Annotated in this window: 23 protein-coding genes and 1 tRNA gene; 7 read left to right on the plus strand and 17 right to left on the minus strand. The window is 54.5% G+C overall.

Going from position 1 to position 21974, the window contains the following annotated elements; all coding sequences use genetic code 11:
- Window positions 1-64 precede the first annotated feature (64 nt).
- On the minus strand, window positions 65-628 hold the full coding sequence (locus PXG97_RS13590; protein ID WP_276498304.1) for a GAF domain-containing protein: 564 nt from the start codon (window positions 626-628) through the stop codon (window positions 65-67).
- Between the two features lie 203 nt (window positions 629-831).
- Window positions 832-2031, minus strand: coding sequence for a thiolase family protein (locus PXG97_RS13595; protein WP_276498305.1), 1200 nt, complete (start codon window positions 2029-2031; stop codon window positions 832-834).
- Between the two features lie 65 nt (window positions 2032-2096).
- Between PXG97_RS13595 and PXG97_RS13600 the strand changes: the two genes are divergently transcribed.
- On the plus strand, window positions 2097-2597 hold the full coding sequence (locus tag PXG97_RS13600) for a DUF4293 domain-containing protein (RefSeq protein ID WP_276498306.1): 501 nt from the start codon (window positions 2097-2099) through the stop codon (window positions 2595-2597).
- A 598-nt stretch (window positions 2598-3195) separates the two neighbouring features.
- On the opposite strand, the gene PXG97_RS13605 is transcribed toward PXG97_RS13600, so the two are convergent.
- From PXG97_RS13605 to PXG97_RS13615, 3 genes are all read right to left on the minus strand, one after another.
- A complete protein-coding gene (locus tag PXG97_RS13605) occupies window positions 3196-3972 on the minus strand; it encodes a proline and serine-rich protein 1 family protein (protein WP_276498307.1) in 777 nt (258 codons plus the stop codon).
- Window positions 3973-4043: 71 nt separating this feature from the next.
- Window positions 4044-4724: an outer membrane beta-barrel protein gene (locus PXG97_RS13610; RefSeq protein ID WP_276498308.1), complete on the minus strand. Its 681-nt coding sequence runs from the start codon at window positions 4722-4724 to the stop codon at window positions 4044-4046.
- Between the two features lie 266 nt (window positions 4725-4990).
- Window positions 4991-6160: an AIR synthase related protein gene (locus PXG97_RS13615; RefSeq protein ID WP_276498309.1), complete on the minus strand. Its 1170-nt coding sequence runs from the start codon at window positions 6158-6160 to the stop codon at window positions 4991-4993.
- A gap of 150 nt (window positions 6161-6310) precedes the next feature.
- Here PXG97_RS13615 and PXG97_RS13620 point away from each other — a divergent pair, with 150 nt between their 5' ends.
- Window positions 6311-6865 carry a porin family protein gene (locus PXG97_RS13620; protein WP_276498310.1) on the plus strand — a complete coding sequence of 185 codons (555 nt, stop codon included), beginning with the start codon at window positions 6311-6313 and terminating at the stop codon, window positions 6863-6865.
- 227 nt (window positions 6866-7092) lie between these two features.
- Here the strand turns inward: PXG97_RS13620 and PXG97_RS13625 are convergent, their stop codons facing one another.
- From PXG97_RS13625 to PXG97_RS13640, 4 genes are all read right to left on the minus strand, one after another.
- On the minus strand, window positions 7093-9030 hold the full coding sequence (locus PXG97_RS13625; RefSeq protein WP_276498311.1) for a CHU_0125 family OmpA-like outer membrane integrity protein: 1938 nt from the start codon (window positions 9028-9030) through the stop codon (window positions 7093-7095).
- A 36-nt stretch (window positions 9031-9066) separates the two neighbouring features.
- Window positions 9067-9549 (minus strand): hypothetical protein, encoded by a 483-nt coding sequence (locus tag PXG97_RS13630; RefSeq protein ID WP_276498312.1) that lies wholly within the window; start codon window positions 9547-9549, stop codon window positions 9067-9069.
- Between the two features lie 92 nt (window positions 9550-9641).
- The gene (locus PXG97_RS13635; protein ID WP_276498313.1) at window positions 9642-10460 is read right to left on the minus strand and encodes a (Fe-S)-binding protein; all 819 of its coding nucleotides are present in this window, start codon (window positions 10458-10460) and stop codon (window positions 9642-9644) included.
- A gap of 103 nt (window positions 10461-10563) precedes the next feature.
- The gene (locus tag PXG97_RS13640) at window positions 10564-11937 is read right to left on the minus strand and encodes a 4Fe-4S dicluster domain-containing protein (RefSeq protein WP_276498314.1); all 1374 of its coding nucleotides are present in this window, start codon (window positions 11935-11937) and stop codon (window positions 10564-10566) included.
- A 169-nt stretch (window positions 11938-12106) separates the two neighbouring features.
- Between PXG97_RS13640 and PXG97_RS13645 the strand changes: the two genes are divergently transcribed.
- Both PXG97_RS13645 and PXG97_RS13650 read left to right on the plus strand, forming a co-directional pair.
- A tRNA-Phe gene (locus tag PXG97_RS13645) sits at window positions 12107-12179 on the plus strand.
- 283 nt (window positions 12180-12462) lie between these two features.
- Complete coding sequence (locus PXG97_RS13650) at window positions 12463-12969, plus strand: TlpA disulfide reductase family protein (protein ID WP_276498315.1); 507 nt, start codon at window positions 12463-12465, stop codon at window positions 12967-12969.
- Here the strand turns inward: PXG97_RS13650 and PXG97_RS13655 are convergent.
- The gene (locus PXG97_RS13655) at window positions 12966-14069 is read right to left on the minus strand and encodes a J domain-containing protein (protein WP_276498316.1); all 1104 of its coding nucleotides are present in this window, start codon (window positions 14067-14069) and stop codon (window positions 12966-12968) included. The two genes, PXG97_RS13650 and PXG97_RS13655, sit on opposite strands and share 4 nt — an antisense overlap.
- Before the next feature lie 159 nt (window positions 14070-14228).
- On the opposite strand from PXG97_RS13655, the gene PXG97_RS13660 reads away from it, so the two are divergent.
- From PXG97_RS13660 to PXG97_RS13670, 3 genes are read left to right on the plus strand one after another with little or no spacing between them, the layout of a single operon-like run.
- Window positions 14229-14612 (plus strand): phage holin family protein, encoded by a 384-nt coding sequence (locus PXG97_RS13660; protein ID WP_276498317.1) that lies wholly within the window; start codon window positions 14229-14231, stop codon window positions 14610-14612.
- Window positions 14609-15226, plus strand: coding sequence for a hypothetical protein (locus tag PXG97_RS13665; RefSeq protein WP_276498318.1), 618 nt, complete (start codon window positions 14609-14611; stop codon window positions 15224-15226). Before PXG97_RS13660 ends, PXG97_RS13665 begins: the two co-directional genes overlap by 4 nt.
- Window positions 15216-15980 carry a phosphoglycerol geranylgeranyltransferase gene (locus PXG97_RS13670; RefSeq protein ID WP_276498319.1) on the plus strand — a complete coding sequence of 255 codons (765 nt, stop codon included), beginning with the start codon at window positions 15216-15218 and terminating at the stop codon, window positions 15978-15980. Before PXG97_RS13665 ends, PXG97_RS13670 begins: the two co-directional genes overlap by 11 nt.
- Here PXG97_RS13670 and PXG97_RS13675 read toward each other — a convergent pair.
- From PXG97_RS13675 to panC, 7 genes are all read right to left on the minus strand, one after another.
- Complete coding sequence (locus PXG97_RS13675; RefSeq protein WP_276498320.1) at window positions 15963-16889, minus strand: AraC family transcriptional regulator; 927 nt, start codon at window positions 16887-16889, stop codon at window positions 15963-15965. The two genes, PXG97_RS13670 and PXG97_RS13675, sit on opposite strands and share 18 nt — an antisense overlap.
- A 159-nt stretch (window positions 16890-17048) precedes the next feature.
- Window positions 17049-18188, minus strand: coding sequence for an acyl-CoA dehydrogenase (locus PXG97_RS13680; protein ID WP_276498321.1), 1140 nt, complete (start codon window positions 18186-18188; stop codon window positions 17049-17051).
- A 221-nt stretch (window positions 18189-18409) separates the two neighbouring features.
- Window positions 18410-19084: a zinc metallopeptidase gene (locus tag PXG97_RS13685; RefSeq protein ID WP_276498322.1), complete on the minus strand. Its 675-nt coding sequence runs from the start codon at window positions 19082-19084 to the stop codon at window positions 18410-18412.
- A gap of 7 nt (window positions 19085-19091) precedes the next feature.
- A complete protein-coding gene (rfaE2, locus tag PXG97_RS13690) occupies window positions 19092-19586 on the minus strand; it encodes a D-glycero-beta-D-manno-heptose 1-phosphate adenylyltransferase (RefSeq protein ID WP_276498323.1) in 495 nt (164 codons plus the stop codon).
- Window positions 19587-19589: 3 nt separating this feature from the next.
- Window positions 19590-20612: a lysylphosphatidylglycerol synthase transmembrane domain-containing protein gene (locus PXG97_RS13695; RefSeq protein WP_276498324.1), complete on the minus strand. Its 1023-nt coding sequence runs from the start codon at window positions 20610-20612 to the stop codon at window positions 19590-19592.
- A 9-nt stretch (window positions 20613-20621) separates the two neighbouring features.
- The gene (gene panD / locus PXG97_RS13700; RefSeq protein WP_276498325.1) at window positions 20622-20969 is read right to left on the minus strand and encodes an aspartate 1-decarboxylase; all 348 of its coding nucleotides are present in this window, start codon (window positions 20967-20969) and stop codon (window positions 20622-20624) included.
- Window positions 20970-21064: 95 nt separating this feature from the next.
- Window positions 21065-21919, minus strand: a complete 855-nt coding sequence (gene panC, locus PXG97_RS13705; protein WP_276498326.1) for a pantoate--beta-alanine ligase — start codon at window positions 21917-21919, stop codon at window positions 21065-21067.
- Window positions 21920-21974 lie beyond the last annotated feature (55 nt).

Raw genomic sequence — 21974 nt, forward strand, 5'->3', positions numbered from 1 at the left:
AAAAATAAAACCCGCAAGCCTGCTATGCCCACGGGTTCTGAATAATACGGTAAGGGATGCCTGCTTACGCCTTTGTGTCCGCTCCGTTAACTTTGCGCCTCAGGTAGCGGAGCTCTATTTCGTCCATCACAATGGAGGCCAGGTTTTCCAGCGTTTTCTGGTCGCTCTCCGAGAATTGGCGCGGCTCCTTGTCCACGAGGCAGAACGTGCCGATATTAAGCCCATCTGCCGTTACCAGGGGCGCCCCGGCATAAAAGCGCAGGCCGAAGCCGCCCGTTACGAGCGGGTTTGCCAGCAGGCATGGTTCTGTTAGGGCATCCTGAAACACAACGGGCTCCTCGCTTAGCACCGACAGCGAACACAGGCTCTCGCCCCGCGGCACACTTGCTACACCTGGCATGCCCACATTAGCCTTAAACCAAACCCGGTCCGCATCTACCAAAGATACCAGGGCAATGGGGACGTTGAACATGTGCGTAGCCATCGCGGCTATATGGTTAAAGGCGCCTTCCTGCGGCGTGTCCAGTATTTCGTACTCTCTCAACTTTTGGAGCCTTTCCTCCTCACTAACCGGAGTTAAGTCTACCCCGATAAAGGTGTTATCTATCTTATTGTTGTTGTTCGTCACTCCGATTGTTTTACCTTCTTAGGAAGCATGTCTTTGCCCCTTCGTTCAATGAAAAGGTTTTTACTCCTCCTTAAGTTCATTCAGGCGACAGGCTACTATGTAAATAAAAGCGGGGCTGCCCGTACTTTGAGCAACCCCGCTTCCTACACTTTGCCTCCACAACATGCCCACAGGTCTGGAAGACGCCGTGAGGGCTGTGTGATTTATACTTTTTCGTAAATAACAGCTGCGCCCTGCCCCACGCCCACGCACATGGTGGCCAGGCCATACTTTACGTTGTCGCGGCGCTTCATTTCGTGCAGCAACGTGGCGGAGATACGGGTGCCGCTTGCCCCCAGCGGATGCCCAATGGCAATGGAGCCACCGTTCACGTTCACGATCTCTGGGTTTATCTCCAACTGCTGCACACACGGCACGGCCTGGGCGGCAAAGGCCTCGTTTATCTCAGCCAGGCCGATGTCGTTTATACTTAGCCCGGCACGCTGCAGGGCCTTCCGGGTAGCCGGCACCGGGCCCATGCCCATGTGCGCCGGATCCACACCAGCCACGGCAGCAGACACGATACGCGCTATTGGCGTCAGGTTGTAGCGCTTCAGCACCTCTTCGCTCACGATGATAGACACGGCCGCGCCATCGTTAATGCCCGAAGAGTTACCGGCCGTCACCGAGCCTTCTTTTTTAAAGGCGGGGCTAAGCGAGCTCAGTTTCTCTACAGACGAAAGGCGCGGGTGCTCATCTGTATCGAAGACAATGTCCTCGCCTTTGCGCTGCGGGATGCGCACCGGCACAATCTCATCCCTGAACTTACCGGCCTCAGCGGCAGCCTTATACTTTACCTGAGACTGGTGCGCGAACTCATCCTGGGTTTCACGTGAAATGCCGTAGCGCTCCGCCACATTCTCGGCTGTCTCGCCCATGCCGAACGGGTAGTGCAACTTGGCCAGGGCCGGGTTGGTAAAGCGCCAGCCAATGGTGGTGTCGTAGATTTCAGCAGAACGCGAGAAGGCTGCCTCGGCCTTGGCCATCACGAAGGGGGCACGCGTCATACTTTCCACGCCACCAGCCAGATATACATCGCCATCGCCGCACGTAATAGCACGACCGGCGTCTATGATAGCCTGCAGGCCAGAGGCGCAAAGGCGGTTTACAGTTACGCCGCCTATCTCCTGCGGCAGCCCCGCCAGCAGCAGCGCCATGCGGGCCACGTTGCGGTTATCCTCGCCGGCCTGGTTGGCCGCCCCCATCACCACATCCTCAATCAGCGCGGGGTCCAGGTTGGGGTTGCGGGCCACGATTTCTCTCATCACCAGCGCCGCCATATCATCGGGGCGCACGGTGCTGAGGGTGCCGCCAAACTTGCCGACAGGGGTTCTGAGTATATCAACTATATAAGCAGTGCTCATCTTAATTTTAGTTTTACAGGTCTTTGTCTAATTTTGCAACTCTTGCAAGATAATTTAACCATCACATGATACAAAGAATTCAAACCGTATTTCTGGCCCTGCTGGCCATTGCCCTGATCGCGATGCTGTTCCTGCCGCTATGGTCTAAAACCGACCCAACCACGGGCGAGGAGGTGGTGCTGACTGCCTGGAACCTGAAGTCATACTTCCTGACGGAGCAGGGAGAGCCGGGCGAGGTGGGTAACGTGCCGCAGCAAGGCACCATTGCCATCGGCATGCTGGCCATTGCCGCCGCTGTTATCGCCATTTATGAAATCTTCCAGTACAAGAGCCGCCTGAACCAGATGAAGCTTGGCCTGCTGAACACGCTGCTTATTCTGGCGACGCTCGGCACGATGCTGTACTATGCTTACTTTGTAGGCGCTGACCTGGTAGTAGCCGGCGAAAAGGGCACCTACGAGGCGGGCTTTTACATGCCGCTGCTGGCGCTGGTGCTTAATTCCCTGGCCAACCGCTTTATCCGCCGCGATGAGAATTTAGTAAGGTCGGTGGATAGGTTGAGGTAGTGTGAAGACAAAGTATAGCAAAGGCGGGTGTTGTTTCGGCGGCACCCGCCTTTGCTGTATTTTAAGGGCTGTTACACGTGTAAAGGGTATACTTTATACTTGCTTCGACTATACTTTATGCTTACCTGGCGCAAGCGTCCGCTTGTGTCTTCCATAGCCAATCTACTTGAAACAAGCTAACCTTTCCAAACCACCGCTGATCCTCTAGTTCCCATAAGCCTATAGTTTCATTTCTGGCTTTGGCTCCCTCCCGGCCGGGTGGCCTCGCCTTGTGGGTAGGGGCCCTCGATAAGGGCATCGCGCTGTCTACATTTCCTTTGCTCCTAACGTCGCAATGCCTCGCTCTCGCTCGGCACCGGAAATCTAGAAGGCGCTCAACCCAAGGGCTGGGAACAAGTTCGATAGCTAAGGCAGACGGAGCTTGGACAGAGCTCCTCTCCTTTGACAGGGAGGGGCAGGGGTGGTTGGAATTGGCACTGCAAAACTCCTGCCTTGGAGAGACACAGACAAAAAGAGCGGCGCCAGTATAGCTAGCGCCGCTCCAACATATCTCACACTAAACTTTGAACGCTCTAACTCCTCAAATCTCTAACGCTTCTCACCTTCTCCTTCTGGCATACTCCTCCAGCTCCCGCACACTGCTGTCGTGGCGGAAGGCGTCGTAGATGTAGTAGAAGCGGTCGCGGTCGCAGAGGTAGTCGTAGGCATACTTGGCGAACTCTATGCGGGTGCTTTCATGATCGAATTGCTGCAGCAGGCGCTTCAGGTCGTCGGCCATGATGCTGTTACCGCGCAAGGCGTCGCGGGCTATACTTAACTTGGTACTCTCGAAGTCGCGGTGGCGCATGGCATCTATCAGGCGGTCCAGCTCACGGCCGGAAAGCAGGTTGCGGCAATTGCCATCGTAGTAGTCATCGCGGTAGCGGTCATCTTTGTACCGGTCGTCGTACCGATCATCATAGCGGTCGTGGCCGCAGTACTCGTCGTGGCGGTGATGGTCCGGGTAGCGGGGTAGCGGCGGTGCGGGGACTATGACCGGCCTCAGCGGCACCTCGCTCAGCAGCTTGAGGTAAGCCTTGCCGCTCCGGCCCAGGGTGCGCACGCCATAGTTTGCCTCCACCCCGTGCGGCACAAGTATGTTCTGCCCCATTTTATACACGCCGTGCCGGCTGCGCACGCGAAGTTCGATATAGTGCTCGCCCGGCCGCACGTCGTTCAGGCGCACATAATTGGTAAAGGAGCGGTTAAGAGTGTGCCCATTCACCCTAACCTGAAAAGACTCGCCGCGCTCGGCGGTAAAAGTAAGTATGGAGGCCTGTGCCCAAACCGGCAGCGCCAGCAGCACGAGCAGGAACGGTAGTAGAAGCTTTTTCATGGCAAGTATAGGTTTTTGCTTATACTTGCCTGAAGCCAATTATTGTGCCAGTTTGGTTTTTAGCTGCTGATTTACTTCTCCCGCCTCAGGTGAAGGTTATAGTGCAGGCCAATGGCTAAAGAACCCGGGTATGGATGCTCATCTTTTTTCCTCAGCCCATTATTAAAGCTCCTGCTGATCATGTAGTAGTTGAAGTAAGCATTCAATCGCCTGCTTACCGGATAGCCAATTCCAAATCCGGCCGTGAGGTAGGCATTGAAGCCAGAAGCCTTTTCATCATAAGTAACAGTGGTTACCTCATCCCGCCGTTCTGTTTTCTCCAACCTTGTAGTGCTGTAGATAGGCGTGAACATACCTGTGCCGTAAAACTGCAGTCGCCTGAAAGGGTAGAACAGTATATACTCAACCGTGATTGGCATGGCAACCCCTCGCGTTCGGGCCACCTCATCATAATAGATCAGCCTGTCCTCGGCCTCTACATAAACATAGCCATGGTCTATCTTGGCCGTACCATAAGAAAAACCAGCCTGCACTCTTGCTCTGTTGTTTAGCTTATAACCGATATGCACTACCCCGTATGTATGAATATCACCGCCTTTAGGCTCTTGCTTATACTTGAGGTTATACCCCATTGTAGTTGCCGTAACACCTATATAATGCTGTTTGGCTGTTGCGGTGTCTTTGGAGACAACTAACTGGGCCTTTGCCGCAAATGAGATGAGCAGCAGAAGAGATAATAAGATTGTTTTCATTTGAGGTATGGCAACAGGAACATAAATGCTTAGCACCTATAAACATACCTATATTAAAGTATAACAACAAGGTAATTTTACTACCTTTTGTCACATCGGTTTGAGCGAATTTTCCATCTCGCTATACTTTATAGAATGCCATTACTGCCAAGAAAGCTACTTTTGCAATGGCATTTCCTCAGTCTTTTGTAGCATCAGCCCCTGAAAAAAGCAAGCGCCACAGGTGCTGTACCTGTGGCGCTTGCAAAGTATAAGTTAAGTATGATTTAGCCTTCGTAGTAGAACTCGCCATATGGGCTGCGGATAGTGAGCTCATTGGCTTTGCTCTTCTCCACCCGGCCGATAATCTGTGCCTCCACGCCGAAGCTTTTCGAGATATTGATCAGATCCTGCGCATGCTTCTCCGACAGGTAGATCTCCAGGCGATGGCCCATGTTAAATACCTTGTACATCTCTTTCCAGTCGGTGTGGCTCTGCTCCTGAATGATGCGGAACAGCGGCGGCACCGGCAGCAGGTTATCCTTGATGATGTGCACCTTCTCGGTGAAGTGCAGCACCTTGGTCTGGGCGCCGCCAGAGCAGTGCACCATGCCATGTATGTTCTGGCGGTGCTGCTTCAGAATCTCCATAACAATTGGCGCATAAGTACGCGTTGGCGAGAGCACCAACTTGCCCACCTCTATGCCTGTTTCAGGGTCCACATCGGTCAGGCGCAGGTTACCCGAGTACACCAGGTCTACGGGTAGCTCCGGGTCATAACTTTCAGGGTAGGAGGCGGCCAGGTATTTATGGAACACGTCGTGGCGGGCCGAGGTGAGGCCGTTGCTGCCCATGCCGCCGTTATACTCTGTCTCGTAAGTGGCCTGCCCGTAAGAGGCGAAGCCCACGATCACGTCGCCGGGCTGTATGGTGTGGTTTGAGATCACCTCGTCGCGGCGCATGCGGGCCGTCACGGTGCTGTCCACGATAATGGTGCGCACCAGGTCGCCCACGTCTGCTGTCTCGCCGCCAGTGCTGTAAATACCCACGCCGTTGTCACGCAGCATCTGCAGCACCTCTTCAGTACCATTGATGATAGCGGCAATCACCTCGCCGGGTATCAGGTTCTTGTTACGGCCGATGGTGGAGGAGAGCAGGATCTTATCGGTAGCACCCACACACAGCAGGTCGTCGGTGTTCATTACCACCGCATCCTGGGCAATGCCTTTCCACACGCTCAGGTCACCAGTCTCTTTCCAGTACATGTAGGCCAGCGAGGACTTGGTGCCGGCCCCATCGGCGTGCATGATGGCGCAGTAGTCCTCGTCTCCCGTCAGGATGTCGGGGATGATCTTGCAGAAAGCTTTCGGGAAGAGTCCTTTGTCGATGTTCTTGATGGCGTTGTGCACATCCTCTTTGGAGGCGGATACGCCGCGGCGCAAATATCTGTTTTCCATAGTTTCAGGAGATTTGCCTACAAATTTAACAAAGGGAACGGCATTCGCGACAGCAGCGGCCACTTTTATACTTTAAAAGATGGAGGTTGCAACGGTTCGGCCACGGCAGGGGTCAACGATATATAAGTATAACCATAAACTAATGTAGCTATGAAGACGAAACTGCTGCTCCCGCTGCTGGGTGCCCTCTCCTACTTTTCCTCTCCTGCGCAGGCACAAGACGATGCTCCCACTTCTAAACCCCGGGCTATGGCGCCCTATAAAACCTCTCTCGGCCTCCACTCCACCTGGGGCGGCCCATCCGGCTTCTCCTCCGAGCTTCGCCTGAAGCGCTTCGTTAGCCCACAGTCGGCGCTGGAGCTGCAGGTGGGGCAGTGGCAGTACCAAGGCGCCTACCAGGCCTCGCTGCACTACCTGTGGCAGCCGCAGCTGCTCACCTCCAGCCGCATCAGGCCCTACGCAGGCATCGGCATTGGAGCCGTGGGCAGCACACGCGGCCTGTTTAACGAGAAGCAGGACATGGTGGTACGTGCCGTGGCCCTCACTTCCATCGGCATTGAGTATACTTTCCCGAAACTGCCGCTGGCCATCTCCGTGGACTACCGCCATACGCTGATCCGTTTTAACGCCCACACGTTCAACGCCATTAACGACAATAACCATAACACACTGAGCGTTGGCCTGAAGTACACGTTCGGGAAGTAGTTTATACTTTGGATGGCGCTTTTGTTTAGCGAGAGTTTTGCAGTGCCGCCCCTACCCTTTTCTCGAAGCAAGTCTGGGATTTGCTGCTTAGCTAAGGAGGGGAGCCTGTAACTGCTTTGGCTCAAGTATAAGTTTCATGGCGACTGGCGTAGCATCAGCAGAAGCAAGCATAAAAAAGGCCGCACAAGTATAAACTCATGCGGCCTCTCCTTGTAGCGCTACACTGATTACTCCTGTATACGTACCACTTTGAATTCGGTGCGGCGGTTGCGCTGATGTTGCTCCTCGGTCTTCGCGTTTTTCACGACCGGGCGGCTCTCGCCGTAACCCTTGGCGGTGATGCGCGAGCGATCAATCCCTTTTGAGATGATATATTCCACGGCAGACTCGGCTCGGCGCTGCGACAGGTCCTGGTTGTAGACATCGGAGCCGCGGGCGTCGGTGTGGGAGCTAAGCTCTATGGAAATGGTGGGGTTGTCCAGCAGGATCTGCACCAGCTTGTCCAGCTCCACGGCTGCGTCCGGGCGGATGTTGGCTTTGTCGAAGTCGTAGAAGATGTTCTCCAGTACAATCGGCTTCTCTTTCACAATCTCGTTCAGCACCAGCGTAGCCGTCAGGCGCACTTCGTTTATAGGGTCTTTCAGCTCGCTTTGGGGCGGCATTTTGCCTTCTGTGGTCACACGCTGGCGGGCGGTGAAGAAGTTTGGCTTCTCGGCCACTAGAGAATAAGTAGAGGCTGAGTCGAGCGGGAAGGAGAACTTGCCCTCGGCATCGGTGCTGGCCATGGCAATCTGCTTGCCCGTCTCATCCTGCAGTATAACGGTGTTGTTTGGTACTGCCGTACGCTGGCGGGCGCCCTCGCGCAACTGGTACAGCGTGCCGTCCACGAAGAACTTCACCAGCTTGCGGTCGCTGCGCACAAAGCGGTATAGGTCGTCGCCGCCTTTGCCGCCATCGCGGTTAGACGAGAAGAAGCCAAACTGCTCGTTCACAAAGTACATCCCGAAATCATCGCCCGGAGAGTTTACGGGCCTGCCCAGGTTCACCGGCTTACCGTTCTCGATGCGGAACAGGTCGAGATTGCCCAGGCCTGGCAGGCCATCAGAGGCAATGTACACTGTGCCATCCGGCCCCACCGAGACAAAGCTCTCGTTGCCGGGTGTGTTGATGCCTGGCCCCAGGTTTTCGGGCGCCGTAAAGCGGCCGTTATCGTCTAGGGTTGATTTATAGATGTCGGTGCCGCCCAAGCCTCCTCTGCGGCTAGAGGAGAAGTACAGCGTCTTGCCATCCGGGGTAAAGGCCGGGGAAGAGTCCCAAGCTTCGGGATCATTTATACTGAGCAGCTTCGGCTCCGTCCAGCCGTTGGCGCGGCGGTTCGTCACGAACAGGTCCACGTTGCGGCGGCCCTTTTTGGTGCCCTCGTTGCCGCGGGCAAACACCATGGTGCCGCCATCGTTGGTAAAGGTGGCGAAGGCCTCGTGCAGCTCCGTGTTGTTGATGCTTTCATACTTGTGCACGGCACCGCCCATCTCGGCGGCAGAGTCGGTGAGGGTGGTGGTGTAGATGTCCAAGAGACCCTCGCCATTGCCTAGGTACTCTTTGCCGGGGCCGCGTGTGGAGGAGAAGACCAGCTCGTTGCCCAACACATAGGGGGCAAACTCAGAACCGTCGGTGTTCAGCGCCTCCAGGTTCTGCACCTTAAAGCGCTCGCCCAGGCCCAGTATCTCGTTTAGCTGCTGCAGGTTCTCCAGCTCGCGCACCGCCATGGAGCGCAGCTGTGGCGTAGTGGCCACCTGCACATACTCGCCCATGCGGCGCAGCGCCTCCTCGTACTTTCCGTTTGCCTTCAGGGCCAGCGGGTAGTAAAAATAGGCGTCCTCTTTCCGGTAGTTGGCGTCTATGGCGGCCTTATAGTAGGGCTCTGCCTCAGCCAGGCGGTTGGAGCGGCGGTAAGCCTCCGCTATCTTATAGTTCACCTCGCCGGCGTTGCCAGTCTTGCCCAAGGCTTGCTTGTAGAACTCTATGGCCCGCTCATACTCCTCCTGCCCAAAACGCTTGTCGCCTTTGCTTAGGTATTGGCTGGCGCAGCTGCTGAGCACCAGCAAAAGCAGCACTATAAAACCGGTGTATTGCAGTTGTCTTGCCAGGGGCTTTAATCGAAGCATGTTGTGCATGAACAAGTATGGTTAAGGTTAGCCGGATCAGAAGTAGCGGGAAAGCCAGCTGTCGCCGGCCGGCCGTGGCCATGCCTGCTGCAACTCCCCGTAATGGGTTATAAGCGTATCGAAGTATAAAGTTTCCTGATTAATATCGCCGGCGGCTACTTTGCCTTTCAGCTCTGGCATGCTCACCAGCGCTACCTCCCCCTCTTTCTCGAAAGCCAGCTGCGTGCGGTCCATAAACGACAGCCCGTAGCGCTGCTCCAGCTCCCGCACAAACCGCACTGAGGCATCTATAGAGCAACCGCTGGCGGCGGTTGCCTCCTCGTTGTTGGCCAGCACCAGGAATCGCCCGTGCAGCAGCGCCGCCGAGGACTGCAAACCTTTTCCGTGGCTGCTCCACTCGGTAGCAAAACGCTCCAGCAGCGGCTCTATGTCAGTCTGCTCCGCCTCCGTTAAAGGTCTGCTGGCCTGGTAAATCCAGATACGCGCCTGCGGGGGCAGTTGGTCAAACGGAATATACATAATTAATTGTTGAATTATTGGTTGTTGATTGTTGCTCATTCATCGCTCTATGAAGTATACCCCCACAGCAACTAACTAGCAGCAAGCAACAATTATTTAGAAAGCCCTTCGGCTTGGGCAATGAGCTCGGCGATATCGAACACTTTTACGCTTTCTTCCTGCTCCTTGTTCTTTACGCCATCGTTCATCATCACCATGCAGAACGGGCAGGCCGTAGCGATCACGCCGTTACCGGCTCCTAGTGTGGCCAGCGCCTCTTCCGTACGTTCTACGTTAATGTCTTTTCTGCCTGGCTCCGGCTCTTTAAACATCTGGGCGCCACCGGCACCGCAGCACAGGCCGTTGGCGCGGCTGCGCTTCATCTCCACCAGGTCGGCATCCAGGGCCGCCAGCACGTCGCGCGGCGCCTCATAGATATCGTTGGCGCGGCCCAGGTAGCAGGAGTCGTGGTAGGTAATACGCTTGCCTTTAAAAGCCTCGCCTCCCTGCACCTTCACCTTGCCTTCGTTTATGAGCTGCTGCAGGAACGTGGAGTGGTGGATCACCTCGTAGTTTCCGCCCAGGTCCGGGTACTCGTTTTTGATGGTGTTGAAGCAGTGCGGGCAAGCCGTTACGATCTTCTTCACGTTGTAAGCGTTCAGCACCTCTATGTTGGTAAGTGCCTGCATCTGGAACAGGAACTCGTTGCCGGCACGCTTGGCGGGCTCGCCGGTGCAGCTTTCCTCGGTGCCTAGTACAGCGTATTTCACGCCTACGTGCTCCAGAATCTGCACAAAGGCACGGGTAACTCTTTTATAGCGGTCGTCGAAGGAGCCGGCACAGCCAACCCAAAAAAGCACTTCTGGTTCCTCGCCATTGGCAGCCATCTGGGCCATGGTCGGCACCTTTACTAATCTTTTATTCTCTTCCATCTGATTATTTGTAACGGACAAAGGACTTGTTGACAAAAGATAAAGGACTCCATTCGAAGGGCCCTCAAGTAGTCTTTTGTCCTCTGTCTAAAAATTCTTTTATCTAGTTTTTAGAAGGCACATACAGCTCCTCGGACCAGTTAAAGCGGTCGGATGCCGGGAAGGCCCACGGCGCACCGTTGTTCTCGATGTTGGTGAACATGGCGTTCAGCGAGGCTGGCGCGGCAGACTCCTCCAGTACCAGGTAACGGCGCAGGTCCATGATCGTGGACAGCTGGTCGATGTTCACTGGGCAGGACTCCACGCAGGCGTTGCAGGTAGTACAGGCCCACAGCTCCTCCGGCGTAATGTAGCCGCGCAGCAACGTCTTCTCATCGGTTGTCGCCACGCGCTCCTCGCCCAGCTCCTTGTAGTGGTTCGGCGCGAAAATGGCCGGGTGCTCCCCTTTCTCCTCCATGCGGTCGCGGGTATCCATCACGATCTTTCGCGGCGAGAGCAGCTTGCCAGTAAGGTTGGCCGGGCAAACCGAAGTACAGCGGCCGCACTCTGTACAAGTATAAGAGTCCATCAGCTGCTTCCAGGTCAGGTCTTCCACGTCTTTGGCGCCAAAGCGCTGCATCACCGGGTTGCCCTCCGCGTCTACCTCCGGGGCGGGCGGCTGGTAACTCGGGTCCAGCATGGCTTTGATCTCGTGCGTGATGGCTGGGTTTGTCGTGAACTTGCCTTTCGGCACTAACTTGGAGTAGTACACGTTCGGGAAGGCCATGATGATGTGGAAGTGCTTAGAGCTTGGCAGGTAGTTCATGAAGGCAAGTATGCCCAGGATGTGGAACCACCATCCTACCTTGGCTATGATGTACAGCTGCTCCGGGTCACTACCGAAAGCATCCACAAAAAACTGGCTCACGGGATAGGCCCCCACCACTTCATCGCCGGCAAGCTGCACCCGCTTCAGGTCAGCGGTATTGAACACAAAGAGCGCCAGCATCAGCACAATCTCTGTGATCAGGATAATGTTGGCGTCCAGCTTAGGCCAGGCGCGCAGCTCCGGTCCGTTTGCGAGCCGTGGCACCTTGGTTACATTGCGCCTCCACAGGAACATCACACAGGCGATAATCACCAGCGCGGCCAGTATCTCGTTCAATGCCATCAGGCCGCTGTAAAGCGGGCCGACAAAGCCCAGCACGCGGTGCGTTCCGAAGATACCGTCGATCAGGATCTCCAGCACCTCGATGTTAATCACGATAAAGCCAACGTACACAAACAGGTGCAACACCGCCGGCAGCATGCGCTTAAACATTTTCTGCTGCCCGAAAGCCACCAACAGCGTTTTGTTGATACGCTCAGACGGGTTGTCCGAAATATCAACATCGCGTCCCATCAGGACGTTTTTGCGGATCTTGCGGATCTGCCATATAAACAACCCGATGCCAACGGCAGCCACAACCAAAAAGATGATGTTCTCTATTCCTATCACGGCAAATTATTCGTTATACATACTAATTTATAGATAAAGATAGCAGAATCTTGAGAAAGATGTACGCCAGCGCACTTTTTTAAAATATTTTTCTGCCGAATGTTTGCTACTTAAAAATTGGTTACTACTTTTGCATACCCTTTCGGAACAAGGGGACACAACAAGAGCTGGTGATGTAGCTCAGTTGGTAGAGCAAAGGACTGAAAATCCTTGTGTCGGTGGTTCGATTCCACTCATCACCACGAAACCCTCACTTTAACCGGTGAGGGTTTTTTGTTTTTATACCCCCTGGTAAAACCGGCACTTCCTATACTTTGTTTCCGCCCCTGCAGTTGTAAAAACCGCATTATGCCCTTCGCCATGGTTTTTATACTTTAGCCTCAGAACCGCACCAACACCATCCTGCCATGAAGAACAGAATATACTGGAGCGCCATCTTTGCCGGCATGTCGGCCGGCATCGGCACGGTGCTCCTGCTCTCGCTTGTTTACCTTTTGTTCATCCAGCCCATACAATTTTAACAGCATGACGCGAAGGAGAATGTTTTGGGCTGCCTATGCCGTGGGCTTTGCCGTAGCCGCCGTTATCGCGGTGTTTGCCTTTACCATGCTCAACAGGCTAGTGCCACGGCAGGTAGACTGGCAGGCGCTGGAGCTTACCAGCCTGGAAGGGGAGCCGGTAAGCCTGGAGGACTACCGGGGCAAGCCGCTGCTGGTGAACGTGTGGGCTACCTGGTGCAAGCCTTGCCTGAAGGAGATGCCGGCCATGGAGGCGCTGCGGCAAAACCTGCCAGACAAGATTTCTATACTTACCGTGTCAGATGAGGAGGTGGAGAAGCTGCTGAAGTTCCGCCAGAGGAAGGGCTATACGTTTACCTACCTCCGCGCCACCAAGCCGCTAGCCACGCAATCGCTCACTATCTTCCCCACCACGTACTTGCTCGACAGCAAGGGCGAAGTAGCAGCCATATACATTGGTGCCCAGGAGTGGAACGGCGAGGCGTTTCGGGAGAAGGTGCTGCAAATGAACTAAGGCTGGCATTTGGCCCGCAGCTCCAGCAGCGCCGCGCTATACCCCAGCTCGTAGGCTTGGGAGAAGTGCACACACGCTGAGTCTGCCAGCTGCTGCTCCATCTCGGTGCGGCCCAGCAGGTAATACAGGCGGCCATTGGCTTTATCGGCAACAAGGCCGGCCCGGTAATCCTGCTCCGACTGCCCCCACTGCCCCTGCTTATAGTAGGCAAAGCCCCGGAACGTTAATGCCTCCACCTGCTCTGGCCCGATGCTGCTATTGCGCAGGAACGTGCTCAAGTCAGTGATAGCGTCCTCATACCGGTGCAGGTAAAAGAGGCGCACCTCCCCACGCTTCAGGTAGGCGAGCCACAGCCTATCGTTCAGCTCCAGCGCCCTTGTCAGGTCTTCCTCGGCCTGCTGGTACTGCTCCAGCTGCTGCAGGCTGCGCCCACGCATGTAGTATACTTGCGCCGAGGGCTGCTCCTGTAGCGATATGGTCTTGTTCAGGTCCTGCAGCGCCGAGGTATAGTTCTCGTAGACATCCAGCTCGATCATGGCGCGGGCCTCGTAGGCGGCCGCCTTATCCGGAATAAAGTCAATGGCATCCGTAAGCAGGCGATGGGCGCTGGTGTACTTGCCGTCGGCAATGTAAGTGAGGGCTGTTTTATACTTGTCCTCCCCGGCAATGTGGTCCATCACGGTTTTAAGCAGCAGGCTGAAAAGGATGAGCCCGCCGGCAAAGGCCAGTGTAATATACCAGTCTTTGCGGGAAAAGCTGTTGCTCTTGGGCTGGCGCTTCTTGTAGTGGCGCTCGCTTACGCCGGCCGGCTCGCGGGTGGTGTAATGGCGCGGGTCGTAGCGCCGCGGCTGGTGCTGCATCACGGCACGGTACTGCTGCTCGCGCTGGTACTGCAGCCGCAGATCATACATGGCGCGCTTGCTCGGGACAGACAGCACCTGGTAGGCGGCGTTCACCTGCTTGAACATCTCCTCGGCAAGCACGTTGCCCGGGTTCTTGTCGGGGTGATACTTGATGGCGAGCCGCTTGTACGCTGCCTTTACCTCCTGCGCCGAGGCCGTATGGCTTACACCTAAAACTTGGTAGTGGTTATGGTTCAAGCAGGTAAAAATCTTTAGAGAAGAACAGTCTTAAATTTAACTAAACCTATACAATTAACCTCAAAATCCGTACTACAGTTTTAACAAGTTATACTTTACGTAAATTTTTTAATCTACCCTCGTATACAGAACAAGTATCAAAAAAAGCAGAATAGAACTATGGCTCTAGAACAAGATAACGGAACCCGCGAACGGAACCCTCACCTCATGGAGAACCTGATGGGGTACATTGATACCCGCATAGACATTATACGTCTGGAGATACAGGAAAAGCTGAAGGCTGCCCTTGTTGGCGCCATGCACGGCGTTTTGCTGGGGGTTATCGCTTTCATGGTTCTTATCTTTGTAAACGTATTTCTGGGGCTGCTGCTAAACCACCTCCTCGACAGCTCTTTCTGGGGCTTTGGCATTGTGGCGCTCTTCTACATCATACTTTTAGTTATACTTGTAGTAGGCCTGGACAAGAAGGTGTTCCAAGGTATGGCCGACAAGGCATTCGACAACACGATTTATAAATCAGACAAACGAGAGAAACACATATGAGCGAACTTAACAACCCATTGTTTGACAACGAGCGCGAGTTCTTAGAGCGGCAGAAGGAGGAGTATAAAAGAGCGCTGATGGGCGATGTTGACCAGATCAAATCGCAGGGGCAGGAAATCGGCAAGAAAGTGGCCATAGCGGGCGGCGTGCTATTCGCTGGTTGGCTGTTACGGCGCGCCTTCTCCGGCGGGGGCAAAAAGAAAGACAAGGCCGGCAAGAGAGGCAAGAAGCAGAAGCACGAGCCGCACGGCACGTTTGTGGCCGCCGCTTACCCGTCGCACTACACCTCTACCCCGTACATCGATTACGATTCTTATGTGCATGAGCAGGAGGACAGCTATACGTTGGCTTCGGAGCAGATGCCCCGCGCCACCCCGGCCGGAGACGTAAAAAAAAAGTCTGAGCCGTTCCTGAGCCCGAAGCTAAGCAAGGCCCTGCAGCAGCAGGTGCTGGCGCTGCTGATGATGTATGCCACCAAAAAGCTGGAAGAATACTTAAACAGTGTCTCTGAAAATAACGATATTGCGGCTAAGCCCACTACAGCTGAGCCTGTGGTAGCGGTTACTGAGATAGAGACAACCGAGTATATCGTTCCGGAGAAGGATGCCATTTAACAGCCACAGCCCAAGACAATCGTTTACCCCAGGCAGGAAGCACTTTGCCGTGCTACTCGATCCCGATAACCTGACGGAGGCTTCCTGCCTGAACCTTATCGCCCTGAGCGAGACCCACGCCGTGGATTTCTTTTTTGTCGGCGGCAGCCTCATCACCTCCCAAAACCAGGCCGGCATCATTGCTCTCCTTAAGAGGCACAGCAGCGTACCTGTTATACTTTTCCCGAGCAGCGGCCAGCACATCGACACTCAGGCCGACGGCATCCTGCTGCTTTCCCTCATCTCAGGCCGCAACCCCGACTTTCTCATCGGCCATCACGTTGTCTCAGCCCCCCTGCTTAAAGCCAGCCAGCTACAGGTGTACCCCACCGGCTATATGCTGATCGATACCGGCCGCCAGACCACCGCCTCGTACATGAGCGGTACCACACCCATCCCTTACGACAAGCCGGCCATTGCCGCCTGCACCGCCATGGCCGGCGAGTTGCTGGGCTTGCAATACATTTACATGGATGGCGGCAGCGGAGCGATGAAGGCTGTTTCGGCGGAGATGATTGCGGCCGTGCGCGAGGCGGTGGAACTGCCGCTTATCGTGGGCGGGGGCATCGATACCACAGCCAAAGCCACGTCAGCACTGGAGGCAGGCGCCGACGTGATCGTGATCGGCAACCACATAGAAAAAAACCCCGGCTTTTTGGCCGAGGTTTCTTCACTTGTAGCTTCGTATAATGTTGCCTTAGATGTTCATCGCTGATTCGCGACGGCGCATCTTGCCGGCAGGTATACCGAACATCATCTTAAAGCGGCGGCAGAAGTAAGCCGTGTCTTTGTACCCAACTTCTTTGCCGATCTCGCGGATGCTCTTCTTGGTAGTGCGCAGCAGGAACACAGCACGCTCCATACGCTGGTACTCAATGTAGTCCTGCGGGTTAATGCCGGTCAGCATCTTAAAGTACTGTCCTACATAATCCTCCGACACATTGGCCACGTTAGAAAGCACCTTGTTAGACAAATCGCCGCCCAGGTTCTCCTTGATGTAGTTGAACAGGTCAATGAGGCGAGGATCTTTAAAGTACGTGCTGTTCGTTGCCAGCTGCTCCACAAACATTCTGTTCTTGAGGATGTGGCGCACGATCTCCACCACGATCTGCTCGGTGTACAGGTTAATCAGGCGCTCCTTGCCTGGCAGCTCCTGCATGCTCTCCTCCACCACTTTGATCACCAGGTTGGCGAGCTTAGAATTGTTAGAGATAAGGAATGCCGGCAGGTCCAGCGATGCAAAGAAGTTAACCGAGTCAAAAACCTTTGCTTCAAAGCTCACATACGTGTGGCTTTCCTCAGCGTCTCCGATCAGGTCCAGGTCGTTGTTGCTTCTAAAGAACTTCTCTCTGTTCGTGATCAGGTCGTCGTTTGTGATGGACTTTCCTTCACCGGACGGGCCATAGGTAACCTTGGTGCTGCGGCCGCCAGGAATGAATAGAAGTTCCCCTTCTTCTACCACCTGCTCCTCATCACCGAAAAAGATACTGCCGTTGTGCAGCAGGATCAAATTGTTACCTACATCATAGTAGTTGCGCACCGTAAACGGCTGCTGCAACACCAGATTTTTAGCCTTAATGAATCGCACCCCAAGCGATTCAATAATCTTATTGTAATCTTCCATGTGTGTTACCAACTAACTTTTATACTATAAACCCTTTAATTTTGGCCTAAAGCTAAGACTAATCTTTACAAAATTCAAAATTAATATTAAAATTTATTTTAATTCAATAAAGACTATCTATAGCTCAAATCACATGGAAACAGCCTTTTAAGCCTTTTGTTACTTCAGCAGTTCTCTCGAAATTACTATTTTCTGAATCTCAGAGGTGCCTTCGTAAATTTGTGTGATCTTTGCATCACGCATCAGGCGCTCCACATGGTATTCTTTCACGAAACCGTAACCACCATGTACTTGCACTGCTTCCACGGTTGTTTCCATAGCTACTTTAGAAGCGAACAGCTTAGCCATAGCACCAGACATGCCGTAGTCGCGGTGAGCATCTTTATCGCTCGCGGCCTGGAGGCATAACAAGCGGGCAGCCTCAATGTTTGTGGCCATATCAGCCAGTTTAAACTGTATCGCCTGGTGTTTAGCGATCTCCACACCAAAGGCCTTACGCTCCTTCGCGTATTTCACGGCCAGTTCCATGGCTCCTGAAGCGATACCTAACGCCTGGGCAGCGATACCGATACGTCCTCCAGCCAGTGTTTGCATCGCAAACTTAAATCCGAAGCCATCTTCTCCAATCCTATTCTCTTTTGGTACTTTTACGTCAGAAAACATTAAAGAGTGGGTATCGGAGCCGCGAATTCCTAATTTATTTTCTTTTAATCCTACTGTAAACCCTTCCATGCCGCGCTCTACGATCAGTGCATTAATGCCGCGGTGTCCTTTTTCAGGGTATGTCTGCGCTATTACAAGGTAAACAGAAGCGGTGCTGCCGTTCGTAATCCAATTTTTTGTACCATTCAACAGGTAGTAATCGCCCTTGTCTTCGGCGGTGGTGCGCTGTGAGGTGGCATCGGACCCGGCCTCTGGTTCAGAGAGGCAGAAAGCGCCGATGATCTCGCCTGTAGCCAGCCTTGGCAGGTATTTCTGCTTCTGCTCCTCGGTGCCGAATTTCTCCAAACCCCAGCACACCAGCGAGTTATTCACAGACATCACCACCGACGCAGAGGCATCTACCTTAGAGATTTCCTCCATGGCCAGCACATAAGAAATGGTGTCCATGCCGCCCCCACCGTACTTAGGGTCAACCATCATGCCCAGGAAGCCCAGCTCGCCCATTTTCTTGATCTGCTCAGTCGGGAATTTCTGCTGCTCGTCGCGCTCAATTACCCCAGGCAGCAGCTCAGTCTGTGCAAATTCTCGCGCAGCGGCCTGAACTGCCAAGTGTTCCTCTGTTAGTTCAAAATTCATATTGGTTATCTAAAGGATGATTTTTGATTATTTTTTTAATTCCGGTACAAAATTATGAAATTCAGTTGCATTTATTCAACCTGATATTCTAATAATTGTTGCAGCACAAGTAGGGCCAGACGGAAAAAAACAGAAATAGGTGCAAATTCCGGTAAAAAGAAAGCGCCGCCAGTGCAATAAGCAAAGGCGGCGCCCATTTAATCAGGCAGATTAAACAATTCTTAGTCGCGGCGACCCATCAACAGCGAAGCGTAGTACAAGAGCGTGGCCAGCGATCCAAGCGCGGCAACCACATACGTCATGGCGGCCCACTTCAGAGCGTCTTTCGCCATGCCGTGCTCCTGTGAGGTCACAATGCCACGGCGGTCGATCCAGGCCAGGGCACGTCTGCTTGCGTCAAACTCCACGGGCAGCGTCACAAAGCTGAACAGGGTGGTCAGGGCAAACAGCGCCACACCAATAGCCAACGGAATTGGCGTGGTCTGCAGCATAAAGATACCAATCAGCAGTATCCACTGCATGTAACGGGAGGCAATGCTTAGCGCCGGCACCATGGCGGAGCGGAACTTAAGGAAGCTGTATGCCTGCGCGTGCTGCACGGCGTGCCCGCACTCGTGGGCGGCTACGGCGGCGGCGGCGGCGCTACGGGCCTCGTACACATACTCACTCAGGTTCACGGTTTTGTCGGCCGGGTTGTAATGGTCGGTAAGCCTGCCGGCTACCGATATCACGCGCACATCCGTAATGCCGTTGTCGCGCAGCATCATCTCCGCCACCTCGCGGCCGGTAAGGCCAGAGCTAAGCGGTATTTGCGAGTATTGTTGAAACTTACTCTTTAATCGCCAACTCACAAGCCAGCTTGCGAGCATCATGGCAATCATTATTATCCAGATCATGATTCAGTCAGTTATGTTTGTTTAATTGGTTTTCTATCTTCTTTACGATGCTCGTGGTGGAATAGCCCTTTACGAGCGGCACTGTCTTCACCGACCCGCCACGCGCCTGCACCACCTCGTGCCCCACGATCTGCTCCACGGCGTAGTCATCGCCCTTTACCAGGATGTCCGGCTGCACCGCCTCTATCAGTTTCAGGGGCGTGTCTTCGTCAAAGAGCACCACTGCATCTACAAACAAAAGGGATGCCATAACGCGCGCGCGTGACATTTCGTCCTGAAGCGGGCGGCTGGGTCCTTTGATGCGACTGATGGAGGCATCGGTATTCAGCCCCAAAACAAGTTTATCGCCGAGTTGTTTGGCTTTTTCAAGGTAATCGACGTGGCCCAGGTGCAGCAGGTCGAAACAGCCGTTGGTGAAAACGATTTGCTGGCCCTGGGCGCGCCAGCTTTGCACCTGCTCCAGGAGTTGCGGCAGGCTGTAGATTTTCTCTTTTGAGTTCATGGCTTAGGCAGAAGTATGGCTTTGCTGTGTTGCCGGCTTTGTGCGGCGCAGCATGCTTGCCATAAAGCTAATCACTCCCATCACAACAACCAAGAGTGTCTGCGAAGTATGCGCCAGCAGCGCGTAAGCCATGCCGGCCTCTTTGGGCACGCCGTAGAGCAGCAGCGTGGCCTGCACCATCAGGTGGTACACGCCGATACCGCCCTGCACCGGCGCCGCCATGCCCAGTGTGCCGGCCAAAAGCACCGATAGAGCCGCCCCCCAGCCTAGGCTGGCCGTGGCAGGCAGGGCATAAAACACCGTCAGGCTCATGCCGTAGTACATCAGCCACACAAACAAGGTATGGCCCCAGAAACGGTACTGGTTCTCGAGTTTGGCGATGCTGAACACGCCTTTCAGCACCCCCTTTGCAAAGCGCACTGCCTTTCGGAAATATACGTTCTTGCGCAGCAGGCTCAGGTAGCGCACCCCCACAAACAGCAGCGCTGCCGTAAGGATGAACAGCACCCAGAAGGCCCAGTAGAACGAGCTTACACTTTGCTCCAGGCTGGCATACTTGTCTGTGAAAAGGCCGAGGAAGAAGCCGCGTATGCGGCCAAACTCTACCAAAAAGGTTAGCCCCACTACCGCCAGCAGCATCACCATGTCGATAAAGCGCTCTGCTATGACGGTACCGAAGCCCGTGTTGATGGGCAGGTTATCCGAGCGGCGCAGCATGGTACAGCGCACCACCTCCCCCATGCGGGGCAGCACCAGGTTGGCCACATAGCCAACCATCATGGCGTTGTAGATCGTGCGGAGCGGAGGGTTGTAGCCCGTGGGCTTTATCTGCATCTGCCAGCGCACGGCGCGGCTCAGGTATGCCAGCACCCCCATCAGCACCGACACCATTACCCAGCCGTAGTCTGCGTTCTGCAGCTCTGCCCACATTTTCTGAAAATCGAGCTCCTTTAGCGCATACCACATCAGAAACGCAGACACGCCTAGCAGCAGGACATACTTCAGAAACGAGAGCAGTTTATTCATGCAAGGGGGTTATACCAGGCGGTTGTGCTGGTCAGGGAACACCAGCGTAGGTGTGTGGGCTTTGGCATCCTCAAACTTGATGCTGCAGTAAGAGATAATGATCACCACATCCCCCACCTGCACCTTGCGGGCCGCCGGGCCGTTCAGGCAAATGGTGCCGGTACCGCGCTCGCCCTTGATCACATAGGTCTCGAAGCGCTCGCCGTTGTTGATGTTAACGATCTGTACTTTCTCATTCTCCACGATGTTGGCGGCGTCCATCAGGTCCTCATCTACAGTGATGCTGCCCACGTAGTGGAGCTCGGCCTGCGTAACCTTACAGCGGTGGATTTTGGATTTTAAAACCTCAATATACATGGTGTAATTTGTAATGGAGCGCAAAGTTAGATAATTGGCTGCATAATAACTACCAACACTAACAGCGGCTTATCCTACCTGTTCCCCTAAACAATCTATACTGCGTTTAGATTCACCAGAATGTTGTCGATGAGGCGGACGGTGCCCACATAGGCGGCAATGCAGAGGGCAACCTCCTGCCCCGGCTGCACCTCCGCCAGCGGCTGCAGGGTATCCGGGTCGGCTACCTCAAAGTACTCCAGCTGCACCTGGTTTGCGTTAGACAGGTAGGCCTCCACGGTGGCTTTTATAGTATAAACCGGCTTAGTACCGAGCTGCTGCCTGGCCAGCTGCAGGGCGTTGTACAGGATAGGGGCCGTTTGGCGCTGCTCCGCGTCCAGGCGCTTGTTCCGCGACGACATGGCCAGCCCGTCTGCCTCGCGCATCGTCGGGAAGCGCACCACCTCCACATCGAAGCTCAGCCCCTGCACCAGCTGCTTTACGATGGCCACCTGTTGCAGGTCCTTCTGCCCAAAGTAAGCCCGGTGCGGCTGCACGTAGTGGAACAGCTTGCCCACAACCGTAGCCACCCCGTTAAAATGGCCCGGGCGGTGCTCCCCTTCCATCACAGCTTCCAGCGGCCCGAAACTAAACTGCAGCAGCGACTGTTGTGCATATACCTCCCCTGCGTGCGGGGCGAACAGAATGTCGCAGCCAACTGACCTGAGCAGCGCGGCGTCCTGCTCCATGGTGCGGGGGTAAAGCCTGTAATCGTCCGGGTTATTAAATTGGGTTGGATTCACAAAAATACTGCAAACGGTAACGTCGTTCTCCTGCACAGAAGCGCGCAGCAGCTGCAGGTGCCCTTCGTGCAGGGCGCCCATGGTTGGCACAAAGCCGATGCGTTTGCCGCCGCAGCGCAGGCTGTACATGCGGCTCCGGATGATGTTTACCCGCTCAATAACGTCCATGTTGGTGGTGTGTGTGGTGATGCTCCTGTAAAGCCGGCAAAAGTAAGTTACAGCG

Source organism: Pontibacter litorisediminis, from assembly GCF_029360645.1.
GTDB lineage: Bacteria > Bacteroidota > Bacteroidia > Cytophagales > Hymenobacteraceae > Pontibacter > Pontibacter litorisediminis.